Source organism: Mycolicibacterium smegmatis (genome assembly GCF_001457595.1).
Classification (GTDB): domain Bacteria; phylum Actinomycetota; class Actinomycetes; order Mycobacteriales; family Mycobacteriaceae; genus Mycobacterium; species Mycobacterium smegmatis.
The window spans coordinates 5,315,842-5,334,347 of the sequence record NZ_LN831039.1; the positions used below are offsets into that span (position 1 = coordinate 5,315,842).

Annotated in this window: 23 protein-coding genes; 10 read left to right on the plus strand and 13 right to left on the minus strand. The window is 67.4% G+C overall.

Going from position 1 to position 18,506, the window contains the following annotated elements; genetic code table 11:
- Positions 1-146 precede the first annotated feature (146 nt).
- Both AT701_RS25460 and AT701_RS25465 read left to right on the plus strand, forming a co-directional pair.
- On the plus strand, positions 147-1,010 hold the full coding sequence (locus AT701_RS25460) for an alpha/beta fold hydrolase (RefSeq protein ID WP_011730384.1): 864 nt from the start codon (positions 147-149) through the stop codon (positions 1,008-1,010).
- On the plus strand, positions 1,007-3,940 hold the full coding sequence (locus AT701_RS25465; RefSeq protein WP_011730385.1) for an aminotransferase: 2,934 nt from the start codon (positions 1,007-1,009) through the stop codon (positions 3,938-3,940). The genes AT701_RS25460 and AT701_RS25465 overlap by 4 nt, the downstream gene beginning before the upstream one ends.
- On the opposite strand, the gene AT701_RS25470 is transcribed toward AT701_RS25465, so the two are convergent.
- Both AT701_RS25470 and AT701_RS35305 read right to left on the minus strand, forming a co-directional pair.
- Positions 3,924-4,682, minus strand: coding sequence for an alpha/beta fold hydrolase (locus tag AT701_RS25470; protein WP_011730386.1), 759 nt, complete (start codon positions 4,680-4,682; stop codon positions 3,924-3,926). The genes AT701_RS25465 and AT701_RS25470 overlap by 17 nt on opposite strands.
- A gap of 164 nt (positions 4,683-4,846) precedes the next feature.
- On the minus strand, positions 4,847-5,014 hold the full coding sequence (locus AT701_RS35305; RefSeq protein ID WP_003896614.1) for a hypothetical protein: 168 nt from the start codon (positions 5,012-5,014) through the stop codon (positions 4,847-4,849).
- A 41-nt stretch (positions 5,015-5,055) separates the two neighbouring features.
- Between AT701_RS35305 and AT701_RS25480 the strand changes: the two genes are divergently transcribed.
- The 3 genes from AT701_RS25480 to AT701_RS25490 all read left to right on the plus strand — a co-directional run bounded on the left by AT701_RS25480 (position 5,056) and on the right by AT701_RS25490 (position 6,893).
- On the plus strand, positions 5,056-5,736 hold the full coding sequence (locus AT701_RS25480; RefSeq protein ID WP_081319731.1) for a guanylate cyclase: 681 nt from the start codon (positions 5,056-5,058) through the stop codon (positions 5,734-5,736).
- Positions 5,737-5,848: 112 nt separating this feature from the next.
- A complete protein-coding gene (locus AT701_RS25485; RefSeq protein WP_003896616.1) occupies positions 5,849-6,373 on the plus strand; it encodes a sigma-70 family RNA polymerase sigma factor in 525 nt (174 codons plus the stop codon).
- A 25-nt stretch (positions 6,374-6,398) separates the two neighbouring features.
- On the plus strand, positions 6,399-6,893 hold the full coding sequence (locus tag AT701_RS25490; RefSeq protein ID WP_011730387.1) for a nitroreductase family deazaflavin-dependent oxidoreductase: 495 nt from the start codon (positions 6,399-6,401) through the stop codon (positions 6,891-6,893).
- Positions 6,894-6,980: 87 nt separating this feature from the next.
- Here the strand turns inward: AT701_RS25490 and AT701_RS25495 are convergent, their stop codons facing one another.
- The 7 genes from AT701_RS25495 to ychF all read right to left on the minus strand — a co-directional run bounded on the left by AT701_RS25495 (position 6,981) and on the right by ychF (position 11,627).
- On the minus strand, positions 6,981-7,388 hold the full coding sequence (locus AT701_RS25495; protein WP_011730388.1) for a VOC family protein: 408 nt from the start codon (positions 7,386-7,388) through the stop codon (positions 6,981-6,983).
- Positions 7,389-7,478: 90 nt separating this feature from the next.
- Complete coding sequence (locus tag AT701_RS25500) at positions 7,479-7,817, minus strand: hypothetical protein (protein ID WP_011730389.1); 339 nt, start codon at positions 7,815-7,817, stop codon at positions 7,479-7,481.
- Between the two features lie 32 nt (positions 7,818-7,849).
- Positions 7,850-8,251, minus strand: coding sequence for an ester cyclase (locus tag AT701_RS25505; protein ID WP_011730390.1), 402 nt, complete (start codon positions 8,249-8,251; stop codon positions 7,850-7,852).
- A 73-nt stretch (positions 8,252-8,324) separates the two neighbouring features.
- On the minus strand, positions 8,325-8,882 hold the full coding sequence (locus AT701_RS25510) for a dihydrofolate reductase family protein (RefSeq protein ID WP_058126850.1): 558 nt from the start codon (positions 8,880-8,882) through the stop codon (positions 8,325-8,327).
- A gap of 92 nt (positions 8,883-8,974) precedes the next feature.
- Positions 8,975-9,922, minus strand: a complete 948-nt coding sequence (locus AT701_RS25515; protein ID WP_011730392.1) for an alpha/beta hydrolase — start codon at positions 9,920-9,922, stop codon at positions 8,975-8,977.
- Between the two features lie 47 nt (positions 9,923-9,969).
- Positions 9,970-10,524: a GNAT family N-acetyltransferase gene (locus tag AT701_RS25520; RefSeq protein WP_011730393.1), complete on the minus strand. Its 555-nt coding sequence runs from the start codon at positions 10,522-10,524 to the stop codon at positions 9,970-9,972.
- On the minus strand, positions 10,521-11,627 hold the full coding sequence (ychF, locus tag AT701_RS25525; protein WP_011730394.1) for a redox-regulated ATPase YchF: 1,107 nt from the start codon (positions 11,625-11,627) through the stop codon (positions 10,521-10,523). The genes AT701_RS25520 and ychF overlap by 4 nt, the downstream gene beginning before the upstream one ends.
- A gap of 171 nt (positions 11,628-11,798) precedes the next feature.
- On the opposite strand from ychF, the gene AT701_RS25530 reads away from it, so the two are divergent.
- Positions 11,799-12,887, plus strand: a complete 1,089-nt coding sequence (locus AT701_RS25530) for a DUF6542 domain-containing protein (RefSeq protein WP_328586932.1) — start codon at positions 11,799-11,801, stop codon at positions 12,885-12,887.
- A gap of 15 nt (positions 12,888-12,902) precedes the next feature.
- Here the strand turns inward: AT701_RS25530 and AT701_RS25535 are convergent, their stop codons facing one another.
- On the minus strand, positions 12,903-13,916 hold the full coding sequence (locus AT701_RS25535) for a 4-hydroxy-3-methylbut-2-enyl diphosphate reductase (protein ID WP_036453674.1): 1,014 nt from the start codon (positions 13,914-13,916) through the stop codon (positions 12,903-12,905).
- Positions 13,917-13,969: 53 nt separating this feature from the next.
- Here AT701_RS25535 and AT701_RS25540 point away from each other — a divergent pair, with 53 nt between their 5' ends.
- The 4 genes from AT701_RS25540 (at position 13,970) to AT701_RS25555 (ending at position 17,179) form a co-directional block, all read left to right on the plus strand.
- Positions 13,970-14,587, plus strand: a complete 618-nt coding sequence (locus AT701_RS25540; protein WP_058126852.1) for a lipid droplet-associated protein — start codon at positions 13,970-13,972, stop codon at positions 14,585-14,587.
- Positions 14,584-15,837 carry an exodeoxyribonuclease VII large subunit gene (gene xseA, locus AT701_RS25545; RefSeq protein ID WP_081319581.1) on the plus strand — a complete coding sequence of 418 codons (1,254 nt, stop codon included), beginning with the start codon at positions 14,584-14,586 and terminating at the stop codon, positions 15,835-15,837. The genes AT701_RS25540 and xseA overlap by 4 nt, the downstream gene beginning before the upstream one ends.
- A complete protein-coding gene (locus AT701_RS25550) occupies positions 15,834-16,046 on the plus strand; it encodes an exodeoxyribonuclease VII small subunit (protein WP_058126853.1) in 213 nt (70 codons plus the stop codon). Before xseA ends, AT701_RS25550 begins: the two co-directional genes overlap by 4 nt.
- A gap of 62 nt (positions 16,047-16,108) precedes the next feature.
- Positions 16,109-17,179, plus strand: a complete 1,071-nt coding sequence (locus AT701_RS25555) for a 3-beta-hydroxysteroid dehydrogenase (RefSeq protein WP_003896630.1) — start codon at positions 16,109-16,111, stop codon at positions 17,177-17,179.
- Position 17,180: 1 nt separating this feature from the next.
- On the opposite strand, the gene AT701_RS25560 is transcribed toward AT701_RS25555, so the two are convergent.
- From AT701_RS25560 to AT701_RS25570, 3 genes are all read right to left on the minus strand, one after another.
- Entirely contained in the window at positions 17,181-17,651 is a 471-nt protein-coding gene (locus AT701_RS25560) for a 2'-5' RNA ligase family protein (RefSeq protein WP_058126854.1), read from the minus strand.
- 3 nt (positions 17,652-17,654) lie between these two features.
- Complete coding sequence (locus tag AT701_RS25565) at positions 17,655-17,933, minus strand: dsRBD fold-containing protein (RefSeq protein ID WP_014878274.1); 279 nt, start codon at positions 17,931-17,933, stop codon at positions 17,655-17,657.
- Positions 17,934-18,025: 92 nt separating this feature from the next.
- Positions 18,026-18,301, minus strand: a complete 276-nt coding sequence (locus AT701_RS25570) for a hypothetical protein (protein WP_198482729.1) — start codon at positions 18,299-18,301, stop codon at positions 18,026-18,028.
- Positions 18,302-18,506 lie beyond the last annotated feature (205 nt).

An 18,506-nucleotide genomic window follows, 5' to 3' on the forward strand; every position in this document is an offset into this window, starting at 1 on the left:
ACGTGGCGTCGGTCACACCGTCATCGGCGGTACCGGGTGCGCAGCTTATTCGCTGCGAGGCTGTGCCTCCAGAAGCATCGGGTTCGCGTCCGAGGCGGTGACCCGCCTCGGTAACGTGACGCCGGGGGGCCGCCGAGAGGAAGTCCGTGAGCACTGCACAAACCGAATCGCAGACCGTTGCGTTCCGTGGTGTCGACGATCTGACCCTCGTCGGCGACGAGTGGAACAAGGGCGCCGAGCGGGCCGCGGACCGGCCCACGGTCCTGTTGCTGCACGGCGGCGGCCAGAACCGGTACTCGTGGAAGAACACCGGCCAGATCCTGGCCGATCAGGGATTTCACGTCATCGCGCTGGACGCCCGCGGGCACGGCGACAGTGACCGCTCCCCCAGCGCGAACTACTCGGTCGACGCGATGTGCGGCGACGTGCTGGCGGTGCTGTACCAGATCAGCCGTCCGGTGGCGCTGATCGGCGCCAGCATGGGCGGACTGACGGGACTCCTCGCGGCGCACGAGGCCGGCCCGGAGCGCGTGACACAACTCGTGCTCGTCGACGTCGTGCCCAACTTCGAGAAGTCCGGCAGCGCACGCATCCGCGACTTCATGGCGAGCAACGTCGACGGCTTCGACACGCTGGAGGAGGCCGCCGACGCCGTCGCGGCGTACCTGCCGCATCGCAGGAGACCGCGCAACCCCGAAGGGCTCAAGAAGAACCTGCGCCTACGCGACGGCCGTTGGTACTGGCACTGGGATCCGGCGTTCCTCGGCAAGCCGCACGACGACCCGTTCGTGCGGGTCGAACGGCTGGAACAAGCCGCGGTGAACCTGACTGTTCCGATCCTGTTGATCCGTGGGAAGCTCTCCGACGTGGTCAGCCCAGAAGGTGTCGCAGAGTTCCTGGAGAAGGTCCCCGCCGCGGAGTTCGTCGAACTCTCCGATGCCGGGCACACCGCAGCAGGCGACGACAACGACGCATTCACCCAGGTCGTCGTGGAGTTCGTGAACCGGTGAGCGCCGAACGCAGCACGGTCGGATTCAACTTCCTGGCCGAACCCGAATTGCCCGCACCCCAGGTCAGCGAGGCGCAGGCCGAGCAGATCCTGGCGACGCACTACGGCCTGCAGGCCAAGGCCGCATCGCTGGGAAGCCAGCAGGACAAGAACTTCCTGGTCACGCAGGGCGACGAGACCGTCGGCGTGCTCAAGATCGCCAACCCGGCGTTCAACGAGACCGAGTTGGAGGCCCAGGACCTGGCCGCCGAGCTCATCGCCGCGGCCGAGCCGACGCTGCGCATCGCCGTGCCGATCCCCAACGTCCGTGGCGAGAAACGCACGGCCGTAACCGGATTGCTCGAGTCCCGGCAGGCCACCGCCTACGTGCGCCTGCTGCGGTTTTTGCCCGGGGACGCGCTGATGCAGCGGGGGTACCTGCGCCCTTCGACGGTCGCCGAACTGGGCGCACTGGCGGGACGCGTGACCAGGGCATTGGCCGAGTTCAGCCATCCGGGGCTGGACCGGATCCTGCAGTGGGATCTGCGCTACGGCGCCGAGGTGGTGGCGACGCTGGCGTCCCACGTCGACGATCCGGCGCGCCGGGACCGTCTCGAAGCCACCACGCGCGACGCCTGGGCGCGAATCGAACCGTTCGCAGACAGCCTGCCGCACCAGGCCATTCACATGGACCTCACCGACGCCAACGTGGTGGTGTCCCACGAACCCGGTGGCGTCGTCCGCCCCGACGGCATCATCGACTTCGGCGACCTCACCGACAGTTGGACCGTCGGTGAACTGGCCATCACGCTGTCGTCGGTCCTGCAGCATCCCGGCGCCACGCCCACCTCGGTGCTGCCGGGCATCCGCGCGTTCCATGCCGTTCGCCCGCTGTCGGTCGACGAGGCAATGGTGTTGTGGCCCTTGCTGGTTCTACGGACCGCGGTGCTCAACGTCAGCGGTGCGCAACAGGCCGCGATCGATCCCGACAACGCGTACGTCACCGAGAACGCCGACGGCGAGTGGCAGATGTTCGAGGCTGCCACCTCGGTACCGCTGGACGTGATGACGGCGCTGATCACCGCGGATCTCGGGTTCGACTGTGCTGCACCTGAACTGGGCGCACTGACACCCATGATCACCGGACTGGAAGCCGATGCGGTCACCACCCTGGATCTGGGCACGGTGTCCGACACGCTGGATTCGGCCTTCACGCGCGGCGGTTGGGTGCGTTCCGACATCGAGAACGAACTGGCACGTGCCGCGCTGGCCGACGGTGCACGTGTGGTGCTGACGCAGTTCGGTCAGCCTCGCCCCACCCGCGCGCCGGCGCTGAGCCACGACGAACCCGCCGTCGTGCCGACCGGTATCACGATGTGGTGCGCCGAGGACGTCGCGTTGACCGCGCCGTTCGAGGGCGAGATCAGCCGCGACGGTGACTCGGTGACATTGCGCGGCAACACCTGTGAGCTGACGTTGACCGGCGTTTCGGGTGATGCCGATACGTTCGGCGTCGCCAGGGCCGGCCGGCCCGTCGAGGTGGCGTTGCGCCCCGTCGGCGCGCCCGTGGCGCCGGCGTTGGTGACCCCGAGCCTGGCGCCCGGCTGGCTCGCGTGGAGCGTCGACCCGCGTCCCCTTTTCGGATTGCCCGCTCTGGCAACCGATTCCACCGATGCCGATCTGGTGGCGCGTCGCGACCGTGCGTTCGCACCTGTTCAGGAGCACTACTACGACGAGCCGCCGCGCATCGAACGCGGGTGGCGGCACTTCCTGATGTCGACCAGTGGGCGCTGCTACCTCGACATGGTCAACAACGTGACCGTACTGGGGCATGCGCATCCGCGTATCGCCGAGGCCGCGGCACGACAACTGCGCAAACTCAACACGAACTCACGGTTCAACTATGCGTCGGTCGTCGAGTTCAGCGAGCGACTCGCATCGCTGCTGCCCGATCCGCTGGACACCGTGTTCCTGGTGAACTCCGGTTCGGAGGCAAGCGATCTGGCGCTGCGCCTGGCGATCGCGGCGGCAGGCCGACCCGACGTGGTGGCCATGCGCGAGGCCTACCACGGGTGGACCTATGGCACCGACGCGGTGTCCACGTCGACCGCCGACAATCCCAACGCGCTTGAGACGCGCCCGGACTGGGTGCACACCGTCGAGTCCCCGAACAGCTTCCGCGGCAAGTACCGCGGCTCCGACGTCGGACGGTACGCCGACGAGGCCGTCGCGCAGATTCAGGAACTGGCGGCGGCCGGACGAGCCCCGGCGGCGTTCATCTGCGAGACCGTCTACGGCAACGCCGGCGGCATGGCCCTGCCCGACGGGTATCTCGAGAAGGTGTACGCGGCCATCCGCGCCAACGGCGGCTACGCCGTCGCCGACGAGGTCCAGGTGGGTTACGGCCGTCTGGGCGAATGGTTCTGGGGGTTCCAGCAGCAGGGCGTGGTGCCCGACATCGTGTCGATGGCGAAGTCGACCGGCAACGGCTACCCGCTCGGCGCGGTGGTCACCAGCCGGGCGGTCGCCGAGGCGTTCCGCAGCCAGGGGTACTTCTTCTCGTCGACCGGCGGCAGCCCGTTGTCGTGTGCGCTCGGCATGACCGTGCTGGATGTCCTCGGCGAGGAACGCCTGCAGGAGAACGCGTCTCGCGTCGGCGCGCATCTGAAGTCACGGCTGCTGGCGCTTTCCGACAAGCACCCGATCATCGGCACCGTGCACGGCGTGGGGCTGTACCTCGGCGTCGAGATGATCCGCGATCCCGCGACATTGGAGCCCGCGACCGAGGAGACGGCGCTGATCTGCGATCGCATGCTGGAACTCGGCGTCATCATCCAGCCCACCGGCGATCACCAGAACATCCTCAAGACCAAACCGCCGCTGTGCATCGACACCGAGTCGGCCGATTTCTACGTCGACACCCTCGATCGCGTGCTCACCGAGGGCTGGTAGCCCAGAACCGGGTCAGCATCGCCGCGGCGCGAGCCGGGTCCTGCACCATCCACCAGTGGTGCAGCCCGTCGAGCACCTCCGTGCGGGCGCCGGCGCGCTCGGCGGCGCGGCGCCGGATCTCCTCGGAACCGACGTAGGTGTCCTCGGTCGCCAACACCGACAGGCCCGGTTTCGCGCGGGCCTTCTCCAGTCCGCCCCCGGCCTCGGCCACGGCTGCGGTGTCCGCCGCGGAGCGGTACAGCGCCAGGATCGCCCGCCCCATCTCGGGCCCCTGCGCCGCGGCCAGCGCTCCGGCGATGTCGGCGGGCAGAAACGCGGCCCACTGGGCGGTGCGGTCCTCGACGGTGCCGCCCATCATGGCGTCGACGAGTTCCTCGCCCGCCCCCGGGGTCTGCCACACCTGGGCCAGGTCGTGCCAGACGTATTCGGGGTCGAAGATCCCGACGACGTCGCTCACCCAGGTCCGTACCAGTTCGGGGCGGTGCATCACCACATTGAGCACATGGCCTCCGCCCCAGTCGTGCCCGACCAGATCGACCGGGCCGTCGAATTTCTCCAGCTCGCCTTCGAGCCAGTCGCGGTATTCGAGGTACGTCGCCGAGAAGCCGTCCGGCAGCGGCGCGCCGAAACCGGGTGGGGACAGCCGCACGATGTCGTCACGGCCCTCCCGGCCAAGTGCCTCGACCAGCGGGCCCCAGATCGCGTCGGTCTCCGGATTCCCGTGCACCAAAACCACAGTCATGATCCACATCCTTCTCTACGACGCGACCTCGCATGGCGATTTGATATGGCAGGCCGGCACTGGGCGCGCGCTCGTCGCCGGTGAGCGTGCGCCGGGTGCTGCAGAAACGCGGCGCGTCGACCAGCAGCCACGCACGCTCGCGGTGCAAGCTCGCGGCGCAAGGGTCAGGCCGAGTCGGCGCCGTTCGCCTCCGCGAGCCGCTCATGCAGCCGCGCGCGGATGTCCTCAGGTGTGTAGGCCTTGCGGCGGCGCTGATCGCGCGCGACCAACACACCACCGGCGACGACACCGGCGACACCGGCCAACCCGACCCACTTCCAGATGCTGCGCATGCACAGAGTGTGCCTAAGCTGCGGTCGTGAATGCGAACACCGTGTCGTTGACCAAGGCGCTGGACGAGACCCGCACCGGGGACATCTGGCTGTTCCGCGGCGCGTCGGGCCCGGACCGCGCGATCCGGACGTTGACCAACGCCCCGGTCAACCACGTGGGCATGACAGTCGCGATCGACGATCTGCCGCCGCTCATCTGGCATGCCGAACTCGGCGACAAGCTGCTCGACATGTGGACCGGCACGCACCACCGCGGCGTCCAGCTCAACGACGCCCGGCAGGCCGTCGAACGCTGGCAGCAGGTGTACGGCCAGCGCTGCTGGATCCGTCAGCTCACCCCGTACGCCAGCCGCGACCAGGAGAACGCGCTGCTGAAGGTGATCGCGCGGATGGACGGCACGCCGTTCCCCACCACCGCGCGGCTCACGGGGCGATGGCTGCGCGGCAGGCTGCCGGTTGCCAGCGACTTCACACGCGGCATCCCGTTGGTTCACAGCAAGATCAGCGAATCCGTCAAGCGCAAGAAGGCAAGCAAACGGCAGGTCGGTCTGCAGACCGCGTACTGCGCCGAGACGGTGGCCATCACCTACGAGGAAATGGGCTTGCTGACAACGGAAAAACACTACAACTGGTTCGATCCCGGCTCCTTCTGGAGCGGCGATCAGCTACCGCTGACAGCCGGTTACCAGCTCGGCGACGAAATCGCCGTCGTCGCAGATTAAACGCCGCTTATACCTGCTAACAGGTATATCGGATTGGGGCCAGCAGTGAGGAATTCGGAGCCCCGACAGACCAGGCTTGGTTAGCGAGTCCAACGGTCTTCGGAGGTGCCGGATGTTAGCGGTCGAACAGCCCACCGAGCGCATGCTCGAGCTCTACGCCAACCACGTCGACCCCCTGCGCCGATATGCCTTCCGGCTCACCAGCAACCAGACGCGCTCTGAGGACATCGTGCAGGAGACCTTCCTGCGGGCCTGGCGTCACCTCCAGAACAACGATGGAGACCTGCCGCTGAGGTCATGGCTGTTCACTGTCGCCCGGAACATCGTGATCGACGGCAGTCGTTCAGCGCGGGTTCGGTACGAAGTTTCATCCCCTGACACTCCGGAGGTGCCGGACCGTATGGGCGCCGATGAAGTCAACGCCGCGTTGGACCGGATCCTGGTGGCCGAAGCCATGGCGCAACTGCCCGAATCGCACCGTGCCGTACTCAGCCGCTCGTTCTACCTCGGTTGGACCACCGGACGTATCGCCGAAGACCTGGGCATCGCGGAGGGCACCGTGAAATCGAGGCTGCACTACTCCCTCAAACGCCTGCGGCTCATCCTCGCCGAGATGGGCTGTCACGCTCGGTCCTGATCCCCATGTGCGCTACGGTCGGGTGGTGCCGCTGCCCTACGTGGATCCCCACAAGAAGCGAGGCCTGGGCTACGAGATCGCGTCGGCCTTCGGTCGTTCACCGGTCGGCCAGTTCTTCGCTCGCCACGTGGCGCGTCACACCGATCCCCTGCTGTTCCGGCTGACCCGCGGCCGAATCAACGTGAGCCCGATCATCAATGCTCCGCTGGTGACGACCGGCGCGAAATCCGGTGAGCGACGCGAGGTGCAGCTGACCTATTTCCACGACCACGACGACGTGATCCTGGTGGCGTCGAACTTCGGCGGCACCAAGAATCCGCAGTGGTACCACAACCTCAAGGCACACCCCGACTGCGAGTTCGGCGGCGAACCGTTCACCGCGGCGGAGGTCACCGACCCCGACGAGCACGCACGCCTGTACGCGCTCGCCGAGCGCGTCTACCCCGGATACCGCGACTACCGCGAGGCAACGGCCGATACCGGCCGGCACATCCCGGTCTTCCGCCTCACGCCGCGCTGAGTTTCGTGGCCGACGGCGGACATGACCGAATCCCCTCCTGTGCAACGGATCTGCGGTTGACCTGCGTCGAACGGCCGCGGCGCGCCGCTACGCCGACGCGACGCCGAACTTGGCGCGCGCGTCCTCGGTGACCGGCGTGAAAAGGTTGACCAGATTCCCATCCGGATCACGGAAGACCAGTGCGCGGTTGCCCCACGGCATCGTCGTCGGTTCGATGACGACGTCGACCAGATGCTTGCGCAGCCGCTCGTACTCCGCGTCGACGTCGTCGACGATGAATTCGATGATCGCGCTGTGGTTTGCCGCGGGCTGGGCACTGCCGGGCCCGAACAGCGGCACGGTCTTCTCACTGCCGATCGCCAGTGTTCCTGCGGGTGTGGGAATTTCGGCGAACAACTCGTTGGCCCACACGGCCGACAGCCCGGTGACGGTCTCGTAGAAGTCGACGAGCCGCTTGACGTCGGCGGTGATGATGCGTGTCGAAACGAATTTCATGGGCCCCCAATCGCAGTGGCCGCCGCGTGGATGCGGCGCCGGGATCGCGACGATACTCAAGCCCCCTGACAAGCCGGCGTTTCCGCCGGTCTAGTCGAGGTTCATGCGTTCGGTCTTGTCCATCTCACGCTGGATGGTGGCTTCCTGACGCCGCTCGCCGGCACGGCGTCGTTGCGCGCTCTCCGAAAGTCGCCGCAGGCGTTCCTGTTCACGCGCGGCAGCTGTGCCCTCGCGCTCGTCGGCGAGCCGCTCACGTTCGTCGGCGTCGGATTCGCGCTCGTCGGCAAGACGCTCGCGCTCGTCGGCGACCTGATCACGCTCGTCGGCGAAATACTCGCGCCGCTTCAGTTCGGCGTCGCGCCGCTGGTCGGCTCCGGTGGCTTGATCGTCGCGCTCGTCGGGCGTGTGTGTACTGCCCTCGCTGTCCACACCTTCGACAGTAGGCCTTCGGGCGGCCTGCGTCAGCTTCCTTGTTCTTGGAATTGCGCGCGGATGGCCTCCTTGTCGATCACCGACCAGACCTCGGCGATTCGCCGGTTCTCGAAGCGGTAGAAGACGTGTTCGGCGAAGGTGATCCGTTCGCCGCTGGGTTCCAGGCCCAGGAACGTGTGCTGCGGCGTGCAGGTGAACATGAGCCGGCAGCCGACGGTCTGCCCGTCGGCGATCACGATGTCGGCGTCGAAGTGCAGATCCGGCGTGGCGTGCGTGTCGGCCTCCAGCATGGCGCGGTAGCCGCTCAGGCCCAGCCGTTCGCCGTTGCGCACGACGTCGTCGGACACGTACTTGCCGAGGTCGTCCCACCGGCGGTCGTTGAGGCATGCCAGGTAGGCGCGATAAATGGCCGTCAGGTCGTTGTCAGTCATAGGGCTCTCCGCCGAACGTTGGCTTGTGTGCGCAAAGTACCCCAGTTTTGAGCAACATCCCCACGCTCGGCGCTCAGCCCGGCGCGTATCGCAGGTACACCACGCCGTCGTCGAAGATCGTGTGTTCGGCGAGCCCCAGGTCGAGGCGCACGTCGTCAGGCAGCGCGCGCAGGCCGCCACCGACCACCTTCGGCACGACGAAGAAGTTGAACTCGTCGACCATGCCCGCACGGATCGCGGGGGCGGCCGTGGTCGGGCCGAAGATCTCGACCGTGCCCGTCGCGTCGGCGACGATCTTCCGCAACTCGTCGAGATCCAGCCGTGGCACCAGGCGATCGCGTCCCGCAGCGACGTGATCGGGTGTGAGTGTCGACGCGACGACCACCTTCTGGATCTTGCGCCAGCGCCGGGCGAATTCCTCCTCGGCCGGCGAGAAGTCGTGATGGTCGGTCTCCCAGTACCGCATCAGCTCGTAGGTCTTGCGGCCGAGCACCTCGGTCGACACCGCGGCCATCCGCTCGACATGGGTGTCGAAGACCGGGTCGTTGGGCGCCGACCACTGGAAGTCCCCGTCGGCGTCGTTGACATAGCCGTCGATCGAGATGGTCGTGCTGTAGCTCAACGTCCCCACGGGGCCTCCTCAGGTCGAAGTTGTCGTAGAGACCTGCGGCGGGTGCTGAACTCATCGCCGAGTGTTGGCTTGATGCACAGAAATCGCCCGAACTACGACCATATGCCGACGCTCGGCGCGGTTAACGGCTCGGCACTCAGTCGCTCGCGGATCCACGAGTCGATGGCTTCGAGAGCAGCCCGCGCCATCGAGGTCGGGTGTCCGGTGAATGCGTGCGGCGAAGCGGGATAGACCCGCAGATCGACCTCGACGCCGGCCGCGACAAGCCTTGCCGCCATGGCCAAGTTGTCCTCGAGCAGGATGTCTTCCGCGCCGACCACCATAAGGATCGGTGGAAGCTTCTCCAGCGACGCAAAAATCGGTGAGATGTCCGGCGCCGTGCGATCCGGGGCGTGGCCCGCATACGCGCGCAGGAAATACTCGTCTGCGATGAGGCGGCCCGCCGGAGTTCGGGTGGACAGATCGTAGGTCCCGCACTCGGCAACGGCACCGCTGAAGGCGAAGATCCCGCGATCACGTAGTCGCACCAAAGTTGTTGTCACCAGGGTGGAGCCGGCGGACAAGCCGGTCATGACCAGGCGCGTGGTGCCGAATCGTTGTTCGGCATTCTCCACGAGCCACAACGCCGCGGTCTCGCAATCGTCTGGTGCTGCAGGCCATGGATGCTCCGGGGCGAGTCGATAATCCACACTCACCACGGCAACGCCCAAAGCGTTCACGAGTCGCCGATTCCGGACGTCGCTGTCGGCGGCCGACCCCAGATAGAACCCACCGGAGTGGATCTCCAAGAGCACGCCCGCGGCGGGCCGCGAGATCGGGGCGTGGATCCGCACCGGCACGCTTCGCCCACCCGCACTCACCGTCTCCACCGACGGTGGTGGCCAACACTCGGCAGGTTCGGGCATCGTCTCACGGAGCGCGAGGAGCTCGCTGACGCCGGCCGGACCGCGACCGGGCGGTCGGTCCGCGTAGAACTCACGGGATTCCTCGACGAGTGAAAGAAGCTGCGGATCAATCAATGCCGACAGCTCAAATCTCATACAAGGACCCTACCGAGCGTGGTGCCAGTGCCACGGGCTGCGATGGCCTACACGTTGAAGCGGAACTCCACGACAGGCCGTTCGAACGTCAGCACCGGAACCCTCACGCCTGACGGTGTCTGTTGCTCCGTGGGCATGCCCTTCTGCTGAAATCCAGCGCGCTCGAGTACTCGCTGCGATGCCAGATTCTGCGGGGAGGTCCGCGCGGTCAGTAGCTCAAGGCCCATCGTTGCAACGATCTGGCTGCTTGCCGCCAAGGCCTTCACCGCCGCCCCACGCCCGCGGGATTGTGCAGTCAACCAGAAGCCGACCTCGGCGCGATCGCTTCTGAAATCGAACAGGACCAGGCTACCGAGAAACGCGTCCGAGTCAGCGTCAGCAATCGCCAGAACCGCCAGCGATCCATCCGCCAACCCCTGAGCGATGATCCCGTCGATCTGATCGCGCACGATTTCCGGCGTGTAATGAGTCAGTGGTAGATGACCATATTCCTGTACCGCTGGATCGGTCGTGCCCAGCGCGAACGCCTCGGCATCACGATAGTCGAGCTCTCGCAGAAGGATGTCGTCGATTCGGCAGGGAAGGAGTCGGGTAAAGGTCATTTCTTTCCGCTCCCAGACGTTCCACCGTGGCGGAACTCCACCACATCGCCGTCGGCCATGACGTAGTCCTTGCCTTCCATGCGGACCTTGCCCGCGGCCTTCGCGGCGGCCATCGAGCCGGCCTCGACCAGATCGTCGAACGACACGACCTCGGCCTTGATGAAGCCCTTCTCGAAGTCGGAGTGGATCACGCCGGCGGCCTTGGGTGCGGTGTCGCCCTGGTGGATGGTCCAGGCGCGCGCCTCCTTGGGCCCCGCGGTGAGGTAGGTCTGGAGTTTGAGGGTGTGAAAGCCCGCGCGTGCGAGCGCGTCGAGTCCGCGCTCGGTCTGACCGATGGACTCCAGCAGCTCGGCCGCGGACTCGTCGTCGAGCTCGAGCAGTTCTGCCTCGATCTTGGCGTCGAGGAACACCGCGTCGGCGGGCGCCACCATCTCACGGAGTTCGGCCTGGCGGGCCTCGTCGGTGAGCACCGACTCGTCGGCGTTGAACACATACAGGAACGGTTTGGTGGTCATCAGGTTGAGCTCGCGCAGCAGCGTCACGTCGATGCCTGCCGCGGCGGCGCCCGCGAAGAGCGTCTTGCCGCTGTCCAACACGGCCTGCGCGGCGACGGCGGCCTCAAGGACGGGTTTGCGCTCCTTGTTGTTGCGCGCTTCCTTCTCCAGGCGCGGCACGGCCTTCTCGAGGGTCTGCATGTCGGCGAGGATCAGCTCGGTCTCGATGACCTCGATGTCGGACCTGGGGTCGACGCGCCCGTCGACGTGAACCACGTCGTCGTCGTTGAAGACCCGGACCACCTGACAGATGGCGTCACATTCGCGGATGTTGGCGAGGAACTTGTTGCCAAGGCCCGCACCCTCGGACGCGCCCTTCACGATGCCCGCGATGTCGACGAACGTCACAGGCGCGGGCACGGTCTTCTCCGAGCCGAACAGTTCGGCGAGCTTGTCCAGGCGCGGGTCCGGCAGCGGCACCACACCCTCGTTCGGCTCGATGGTCGCGAAGGGATAGTTGGCCGCCAGCACGTCATTCCGCGTCAAGGCGTTGAACAAGGTCGATTTTCCGACGTTCGGCAAACCGACGATTCCGAGGTTCAGGCTCACAGGGAACACAGTCTAGGCCCGAGTGACAGGCACGCCAGCGTCCACCGGCGGCGCACCACCGCCAAGAGCCGGTACGGTCTACCTGTGTTCGGACAGCGCGCAGAGTCGGCAGTGCCGGCTGACCTTCGCTCTGTACACCCCAGATACGCCGGTGTGCCGTGGTGGGGTGCCGTGTTGGCGGCTGTCACGGCTACCGCGATCGGGTTTGCCTTCGACGCGGGTGCGGGCAGCCGTGAGCTCAGTGGGGTCTTCGGCTTCTGCTACGTCGTCGGCTGCCTCGCAGCGGTGCTCGCGGTGCGGCAGAGCGGGGTGTTCACGGCGGTCATCCAGCCGCCGCTGATCCTGTTCTTCGCGGTCCCCGGGTCGTACTTCCTGTTCCGCGGCGGCGAGATCAACGGCCTGAAGGATCTCGCGATCAACTGCGGATACCCGCTGATCGAGCGCTTCCCGCTGATGTTGTTCACCTCGGCGGCGGTTTTGCTGATCGGGCTGGGCCGCTGGTATGTCGGGCTGACGTCCCGCGACACCGGGGACACCGAGTCGGCGACACCGTCGACCCGGAAACGGGCTTCCGACGAGGCGCCGAATGCCGTTGTGGCATCGATCACATCGAAACTCTCTTCCCTGCTGTTCCGCAAACCCGCGACGGATCGATCGGCGTCGCGGCAGAGGGCGAGGCAAAGCACCCGCAGGGACCGTGCAGAGCGCGCCGGGACCGGCGCCGCGCCGCGCAAGCGCACCGGTGAACGTCCGCCGCGACGCCGCCCGGCGGCGGCTGCTGCCGCGGACGCCAAAGAGCCGACACGCAACGGGCGCCCGACCAAACGGACGGCGCCGCCGCGGGCGCGTCGTCCGCGCGACCCCGAACTGGACCCCACGCTCGACGCACCGGAACGGCCGCGTCGTCCGCGCTCTGCGCGTACGGAACCGCCCGTGGTGCCGCCGGCCGAACCGCGCCGCCGTGTCCGCACGCAGCCGCGTGAACCCCGCGAACCGCGCAAGCAGCCTCCGGGCGACCGGCTGGGTCCTTATGAGCGCCCGCAGCGCAGGCGCCGTTTCGATGACTACAGGCCTTTCGAGGATCCGTTCGACGCGCCGATGGAGCCGCCGTTCGAGCCGCGGACCAACGGTCACCCGGGCCGCTCGACGCATCACCCCGTCTCACGCGTGCGCTATCGCGGCGGCGAGGACGAGGATCATCGTTCGGAGTACCGCACGCGTCCGCGCCCGCCGGCGCGGGGCCGTCACTCGCGGGACTGATTCCAGGCCGAGGTTCTAACCGCGCGGCGGGCGGATCTCGCGCGGCAGGGCGAACACCAGCGTCTCGTTGGCGGTCGTGACGGGCTGCACGGTGTCGTAGCCGTGTTCGGCCAACCGCTCCAGCACACCGCGCACCAGGATCTCGGGCACCGAAGCACCGGAGGTGACGCCGATGGTGGTCACACCGTCGAGCCAGGCCGGGTCGATGTCGTCGGCGTAGTCGACGAGGTACGCGGCGTCCGAGCCGGCGCCCAGGGCGACCTCGACCAGCCGCACCGAGTTCGACGAGTTGCGCGAACCCACCACGATCACGAGCTCACATTCGGGCGCCATCGCCTTGACCGCGACCTGGCGGTTCTGGGTGGCGTAGCAGATGTCGTCGCTGGGCGGATCCTGCAGCGTGGGGAACTTCTCCCGCAGCCTGCGGACGGTCTCCATGGTCTCGTCGACGCTCAGCGTGGTCTGCGAGAGCCAGATGACCTTGCTCTCGTCGCGTACGGTCACGGCGTCCACCGACTCGGGGCCGTCCACCAGCTGCACGTGGTCGGGCGCCTCACCGGCGGTGCCGACGACCTCCTCGTGGCCTTCGTGGCCGATCAGCAGGATGTCGTAGTCGTCGCGGGCGAAGCGTTTGGCCTCGTTGTGCACCTTGGTGACCAGTGGACACGTCGCGTCGATGACCTTGAGATTGCGCTCTGCGGCGGACTGGTGCACCGTCGGTGCGACGCCGTGCGCGGAGAACACCACGATGGCGCCCTCGGGCACCTCGTCGGTCTCGTCGACAAAGATCGCGCCTGCCTTGGCCAGGGTCTCCACGACGTGCCGGTTGTGCACGATCTCGTGGCGGACGTACACCGGGGCGCCGTGCTTCTCCAGCGCGCGCTCCACGGTCTCGACGGCACGGTCCACACCTGCGCAGTAACCGCGGGGTTCAGCCAGCAGCACGCGTTTGCCGGACACCTGCGACCGTCCACCGCCACTCACCGAGCTCGAGGCACCGGGAATACCCATGTTGATAGTTGGCGGCATGTCTCCAGGGTACGGGGCCACAGCAGGCGACAGCCAGCCGTACTCTGTTGCCCATGGGAACTGCACCGTATGGGGTCCGGCTGCTGGTGGGAGCAGCGGTGACCACCCTGGAGGAAGCTCGCAAGTTGCCTCAGACCATCCTGACGTACCCCATGACCGTGGCCAGCCAGGCGGCCAACCTGGTCATGCACGTCCAGCAGAACCTCGCTGAGCTGGTCATCAAGGGCGACGAGGCGCTGGAACAGCTGTTCCCGCCCAAGGATGAGCAGCCTGAGTGGGCCACGTTCGACGAAGACCTCGAAGACAGCGGAGACGACGACACCGCCGGCGACAGCGCTTCGACGTCGTCGGCCAACGGTCAGCGCCGCACCGAGGGCCGGTTCGCGCTCTACAGCACCGGCACCCCGGATTCCGCGGAGAGCGAACCCGCCGCCAGGTCCTCGAAGTCCTCGGAGCCCTCGAAGCCCTCGGAGCCAGAGGCCGGCGAGGCGCCGGCCGTCGTCGCCGAGATGGACTACGACTCGCTGACGCTGGCCCAGCTGCGCGCCCGGTTGACGTCGCTGAGCATCGGCGATCTTGAGGCACTGCTGGCGTATGAGGAGGCCGGCCGGGCCCGCGCCCCGTTCGTGACACTGCTGGCCAACAGGATCACGCGCGCGTCCGCCAAGTGACCGAACCTGGTCAGTCGCCGGAGAACCCCTGGCCGGTGCGCGCCGTCGCGACGCGCGTGGCCAAATGGATCGACCGGCTCGGCGTGGTGTGGGTCGAAGGGCAGCTGACCGAACTGAAGATCCGCCCGGACTCCAAGACCGTGTTCATGGTGTTGCGCGATCCGGCGGCCGACATGTCGCTGACGCTGACGTGCCCGCGAGATCTGGTGCGCAATGCCCCGGTCAGGCTGACCGAGGGCACCCAGGTGATCATCTGCGGCAAGCCCAACTTCTACACCGGACGCGGCACATTCTCGTTGCGGGTCAGCGAGATCCGCGCGGTCGGCATCGGTGAGCTGCTGGCCCGCATCGAACGCCTGCGCCGCCTGCTGGACGCCGAAGGCCTGTTCGATCCGCGCCTGAAACGTCCGATCCCGTTCCTGCCCAACACCATCGGGCTCATCACCGGGCGGGCGTCGGCCGCCGAACGCGATGTCACCACGGTCGCATCCAGCCGCTGGCCCGCGGTGCGGTTCGCGATCCGCAACACGATCGTGCAGGGGCCCAACGCGGTTCCGCAGATCGTGGACGCGCTGGCGGCCCTCGACGCCGACCCCGAGGTCGACGTGATCGTGCTCGCGCGCGGCGGCGGCAGCGTCGAGGACCTGCTGCCGTTCTCCGACGAGACGCTGTGCCGCGCCATCTCGGCGTGCCGCACGCCGGTCGTCAGCGCGATCGGGCACGAACCCGACAACCCGGTGTGCGATCTGGTGGCCGACCTGCGGGCGGCCACCCCCACCGACGCGGCCAAGCGGATCGTGCCCGACGCCGCGGCCGAGCAGGCCCTGATCAGCGACCTGCACCGGCGCAGCGCCCGCGCGCTGCGCAACTGGGTGCACCGCGAGCAGCACCATCTCGACCAGTTGCGCAGCAGGCCCGTGCTGGCCCAACCGCTGGCCGCGATCACCGCGCGCGGCGACGAGATCCACCGCGCCCGCGCGACGGCGCAGCGCGACATCACCCGTCTGATCGCGGGCGAGACCGACACCATCGGCCACCTCTCGGCGCGGTTGACGGCGCTGGGGCCTGCCGCGACGCTCGCGCGCGGGTACGCCGTGGTGCAGGCGGTGCCCGACACCGGCCCGCCGACAGTGCTGCGTTCGACGGATGACGCCCCGGCGGGCACCCGACTGCGGGTGCGGGTCTCCGACGGCGTGGTCACCGCGCGCAGCGAAGGCACTGAGGACGACGAGACAGGGAGCTCGACATGAAGCCCATTAGTGAACTCGGCTATGAAGACGCGCGTGACGAGTTGGTCGCCGTGGTGCAGCAGCTGGAACAGGGTGGGCTCAGCTTGGATGATTCGCTGCAGATCTGGGAGCGTGGCGAGGCGCTGGCGAAACGCTGTGAAGAGCACTTAGCCGGAGCGCGTCAGCGCGTCGAGCAGGCGATCGCCGCCCGCGAGGCCGACGAGGACTGAAATGCGCGTAGTGCCCGCCGCTCACCATCGAAACTGGAACGTGTTTCAGTTATGCTGCGGGCATGGCTGACTCCACCACCGACCTCGGGCGGATCCTGGTCACCGGGGGTTCCGGCTTCGTCGGCGCCAACCTGGTCACCGAACTGCTGGACCGCGGGTACGCCGTGCGGTCGTTCGACCGCGTGCCGTCTCCCCTGCCCGCTCACGCGGGTCTTGAGGTCGCCACGGGCGACATCTGCGATCTCGACAACGTCACCAACGCGGTGGCGGGCGTCGACACGGTGTTCCACACCGCGGCGATCATCGACCTGATGGGCGGGGCGTCGGTCACCGCGGAGTACCGGCAGCGCAGTTTCGCGGTGAACGTCGGCGGAACCGAGAACCTGGTGCGCGCCGCGCAGTCGGCGGGCGTGAAGCGGTTCGTCTACACCGCGTCCAACAGCGTGGTGATGGGCGGGCAGCACATCGTGCACGGCGACGAAACCCTGCCGTACACCGAGCGTTTCAACGATCTGTACACCGAGACCAAGGTGGTCGCGGAGAAGTTCGTGCTGGGCCGAAACGGTGTGGCCGGCATGCTGACGTGCTCGATCCGGCCCAGCGGCATCTGGGGGCGCGGCGACCAGACGATGTTCCGCAAGGTGTTCGAGAGCGTGCTCGCCGGGCACGTCAAGGTGCTCGTGGGCCGCAAGAGCACGCTGCTGGACAACTCCTACGTGCACAACCTGGTGCACGGATTCATCCTTGCCGCAGAGCATCTCACGCCGAACGGCACGGCCCCCGGGCAGGCGTACTTCATCAACGACGGCGAACCGGTCAACATGTTCGAGTTCGCGCGTCCTGTGATCGAGGCATGCGGGCGCAAACTCCCCCGCGTGCGCGTGCCCGGACGCGCCGTGCACGCCGCGATGTCGGGTTGGCAGCGGTTGCACTTCCGGTTCGGCATTCCCGAGCCGCTGCTGGAACCGCTTGCCGTGGAACGTCTTTACCTCAACAACTACTTCTCGATCGCCAAGGCGACCCGCGACCTCGGCTACCGGCCGCTGTTCACCACCGAACAGGCTCGCGTCGACTGCCTGCCGTACTACGTCGACCTGTTCAAGCAGATGGAGGCGCAGGCCCGGCCCGCCTAGTTCAGGGCAGCACGGGCAGCGGGTTCACCGTGCCGGTGGAACTGTCGACCAGCGCGGCGTGGTCCAGCGTCACCCGCAGCGGCAACACGAGGGAGCAGTGCGGCAGCCAGACACCGGGCCGGTAGTGCTTGTGCAGATCGGCACCGGTGGCGGTGACCAGGTCGACCACGCGCTGCTGGCGCTGGGCGACGTCGGCGCTCACGCCGGCCACCAGCCATATGCGTCCGCGGCGGAACACCCCGACCCCGTCGAAGCTCAGTTCGACCGCGGCACCGGACCCGTTGCCGGACAACGCCTGAGCGATCGCGGCCTGGTCCCACTGCCGCAGCACCGCATACGACAGGTGCGGCACGTGCCTGCCGTGGGTGTGTGAGCGCAGGCTGGCCACACCCCGCTGCTCGATGCGGTCCCACAACGCGCGGATCGCACGATCCGAGCGCCGGTCGAACAGCAGGCAGACCGCCAGAGCCACGGGTCAGCGGTACAGGTGCACCGGGTGGTGCGTGCCTTCCTCGATGCGCATCGACGCCGAGTTCAGCAGTTCGGTTCCCAGCGCGATCAGCGCCCTGGCCGCCGCGATCTCCTCGCCGATCTTCGGCTCGTTGGGGTCCTTGGGGTTGCGGTAGGCGTCCCCCGTGGTCGCCATCAGACCGTCGTCCATCAGGCGGGCGTGGGCCGATGCGTGGGTGTGGATGTCGTCCTCGCAGAACCCGATTTCGACGTACCACTTGTGGGTGAGATCTCGGTCATACATGTCGATCAGCCTCCACCTCCAAGGGTGCGCCTCGCCCGTGCCGAACACCAGACCCACGTGCGGGTTCCGGTGATCGAGCGGACGTCGGGCCGTCAGGCCGGCTGCGCCTCGGCGACGATGCTGTCGTCGTCGACGAACACCAGCCCGCCGTCGTCGACGTTCACCGCGTAGCGGCGCGCGGGACCCACGATGCGCTCACCTGCGATCTCGACCGCCGTGCCCGCGAGGTCCGCGAAATCCTCGACCACAACTCCGTGCAGTTCGTTGTCGGTGCCCGGGTAAACGATTACTCGGGTGTCCACAGCAATGCCGTCGGCAACATCTTCCGACTCGCCACCGTTAATCCCCGCCGATGCGTCTTCTGACATTTCGCACCTCCCCAATTGCCAGCGCGTGCAACCGAAGTACACCATATGCGCGAGCAACCGGCTCGTAATCGAATATTCCTACAGCCACACAATGCATAAATCCCAGGCAAATTGCCAAATCCCCCGATGAACGTCCATCTGGCTACTGGCCGGTAGCACCGCTGATCGTGAGATGTCGGTCACACACAGATGCAAAAGGCTGCCA

What these genes read in the sequence shown, in the direction of transcription:
- AT701_RS25470 (WP_011730386.1), bottom strand. Translation starts at nt 4,682, where the DNA reads ATGACTGTGGTTTTGGTGCACGGGAATCCGGAGACCGACGCGATCTGG.
- AT701_RS35305 (WP_003896614.1), bottom strand. Translation starts at nt 5,014, where the DNA reads ATGCGCAGCATCTGGAAGTGGGTCGGGTTGGCCGGTGTCGCCGGTGTC.
- AT701_RS25485 (WP_003896616.1), top strand. Translation starts at nt 5,849, where the DNA reads ATGTTAGCGGTCGAACAGCCCACCGAGCGCATGCTCGAGCTCTACGCC.
- AT701_RS25495 (WP_011730388.1), bottom strand. Translation starts at nt 7,388, where the DNA reads ATGAAATTCGTTTCGACACGCATCATCACCGCCGACGTCAAGCGGCTC.
- AT701_RS25505 (WP_011730390.1), bottom strand. Translation starts at nt 8,251, where the DNA reads ATGACTGACAACGACCTGACGGCCATTTATCGCGCCTACCTGGCATGC.
- AT701_RS25515 (WP_011730392.1), bottom strand. Translation starts at nt 9,922, where the DNA reads ATGAGATTTGAGCTGTCGGCATTGATTGATCCGCAGCTTCTTTCACTC.
- AT701_RS25520 (WP_011730393.1), bottom strand. Translation starts at nt 10,524, where the DNA reads ATGACCTTTACCCGACTCCTTCCCTGCCGAATCGACGACATCCTTCTG.
- AT701_RS25535 (WP_036453674.1), bottom strand. Translation starts at nt 13,916, where the DNA reads ATGCCGCCAACTATCAACATGGGTATTCCCGGTGCCTCGAGCTCGGTG.
- AT701_RS25540 (WP_058126852.1), top strand. Translation starts at nt 13,970, where the DNA reads ATGGGAACTGCACCGTATGGGGTCCGGCTGCTGGTGGGAGCAGCGGTG.
- AT701_RS25550 (WP_058126853.1), top strand. Translation starts at nt 15,834, where the DNA reads ATGAAGCCCATTAGTGAACTCGGCTATGAAGACGCGCGTGACGAGTTG.
- AT701_RS25555 (WP_003896630.1), top strand. Translation starts at nt 16,109, where the DNA reads ATGGCTGACTCCACCACCGACCTCGGGCGGATCCTGGTCACCGGGGGT.
- AT701_RS25565 (WP_014878274.1), bottom strand. Translation starts at nt 17,933, where the DNA reads ATGTATGACCGAGATCTCACCCACAAGTGGTACGTCGAAATCGGGTTC.
- AT701_RS25570 (WP_198482729.1), bottom strand. Translation starts at nt 18,301, where the DNA reads ATGTCAGAAGACGCATCGGCGGGGATTAACGGTGGCGAGTCGGAAGAT.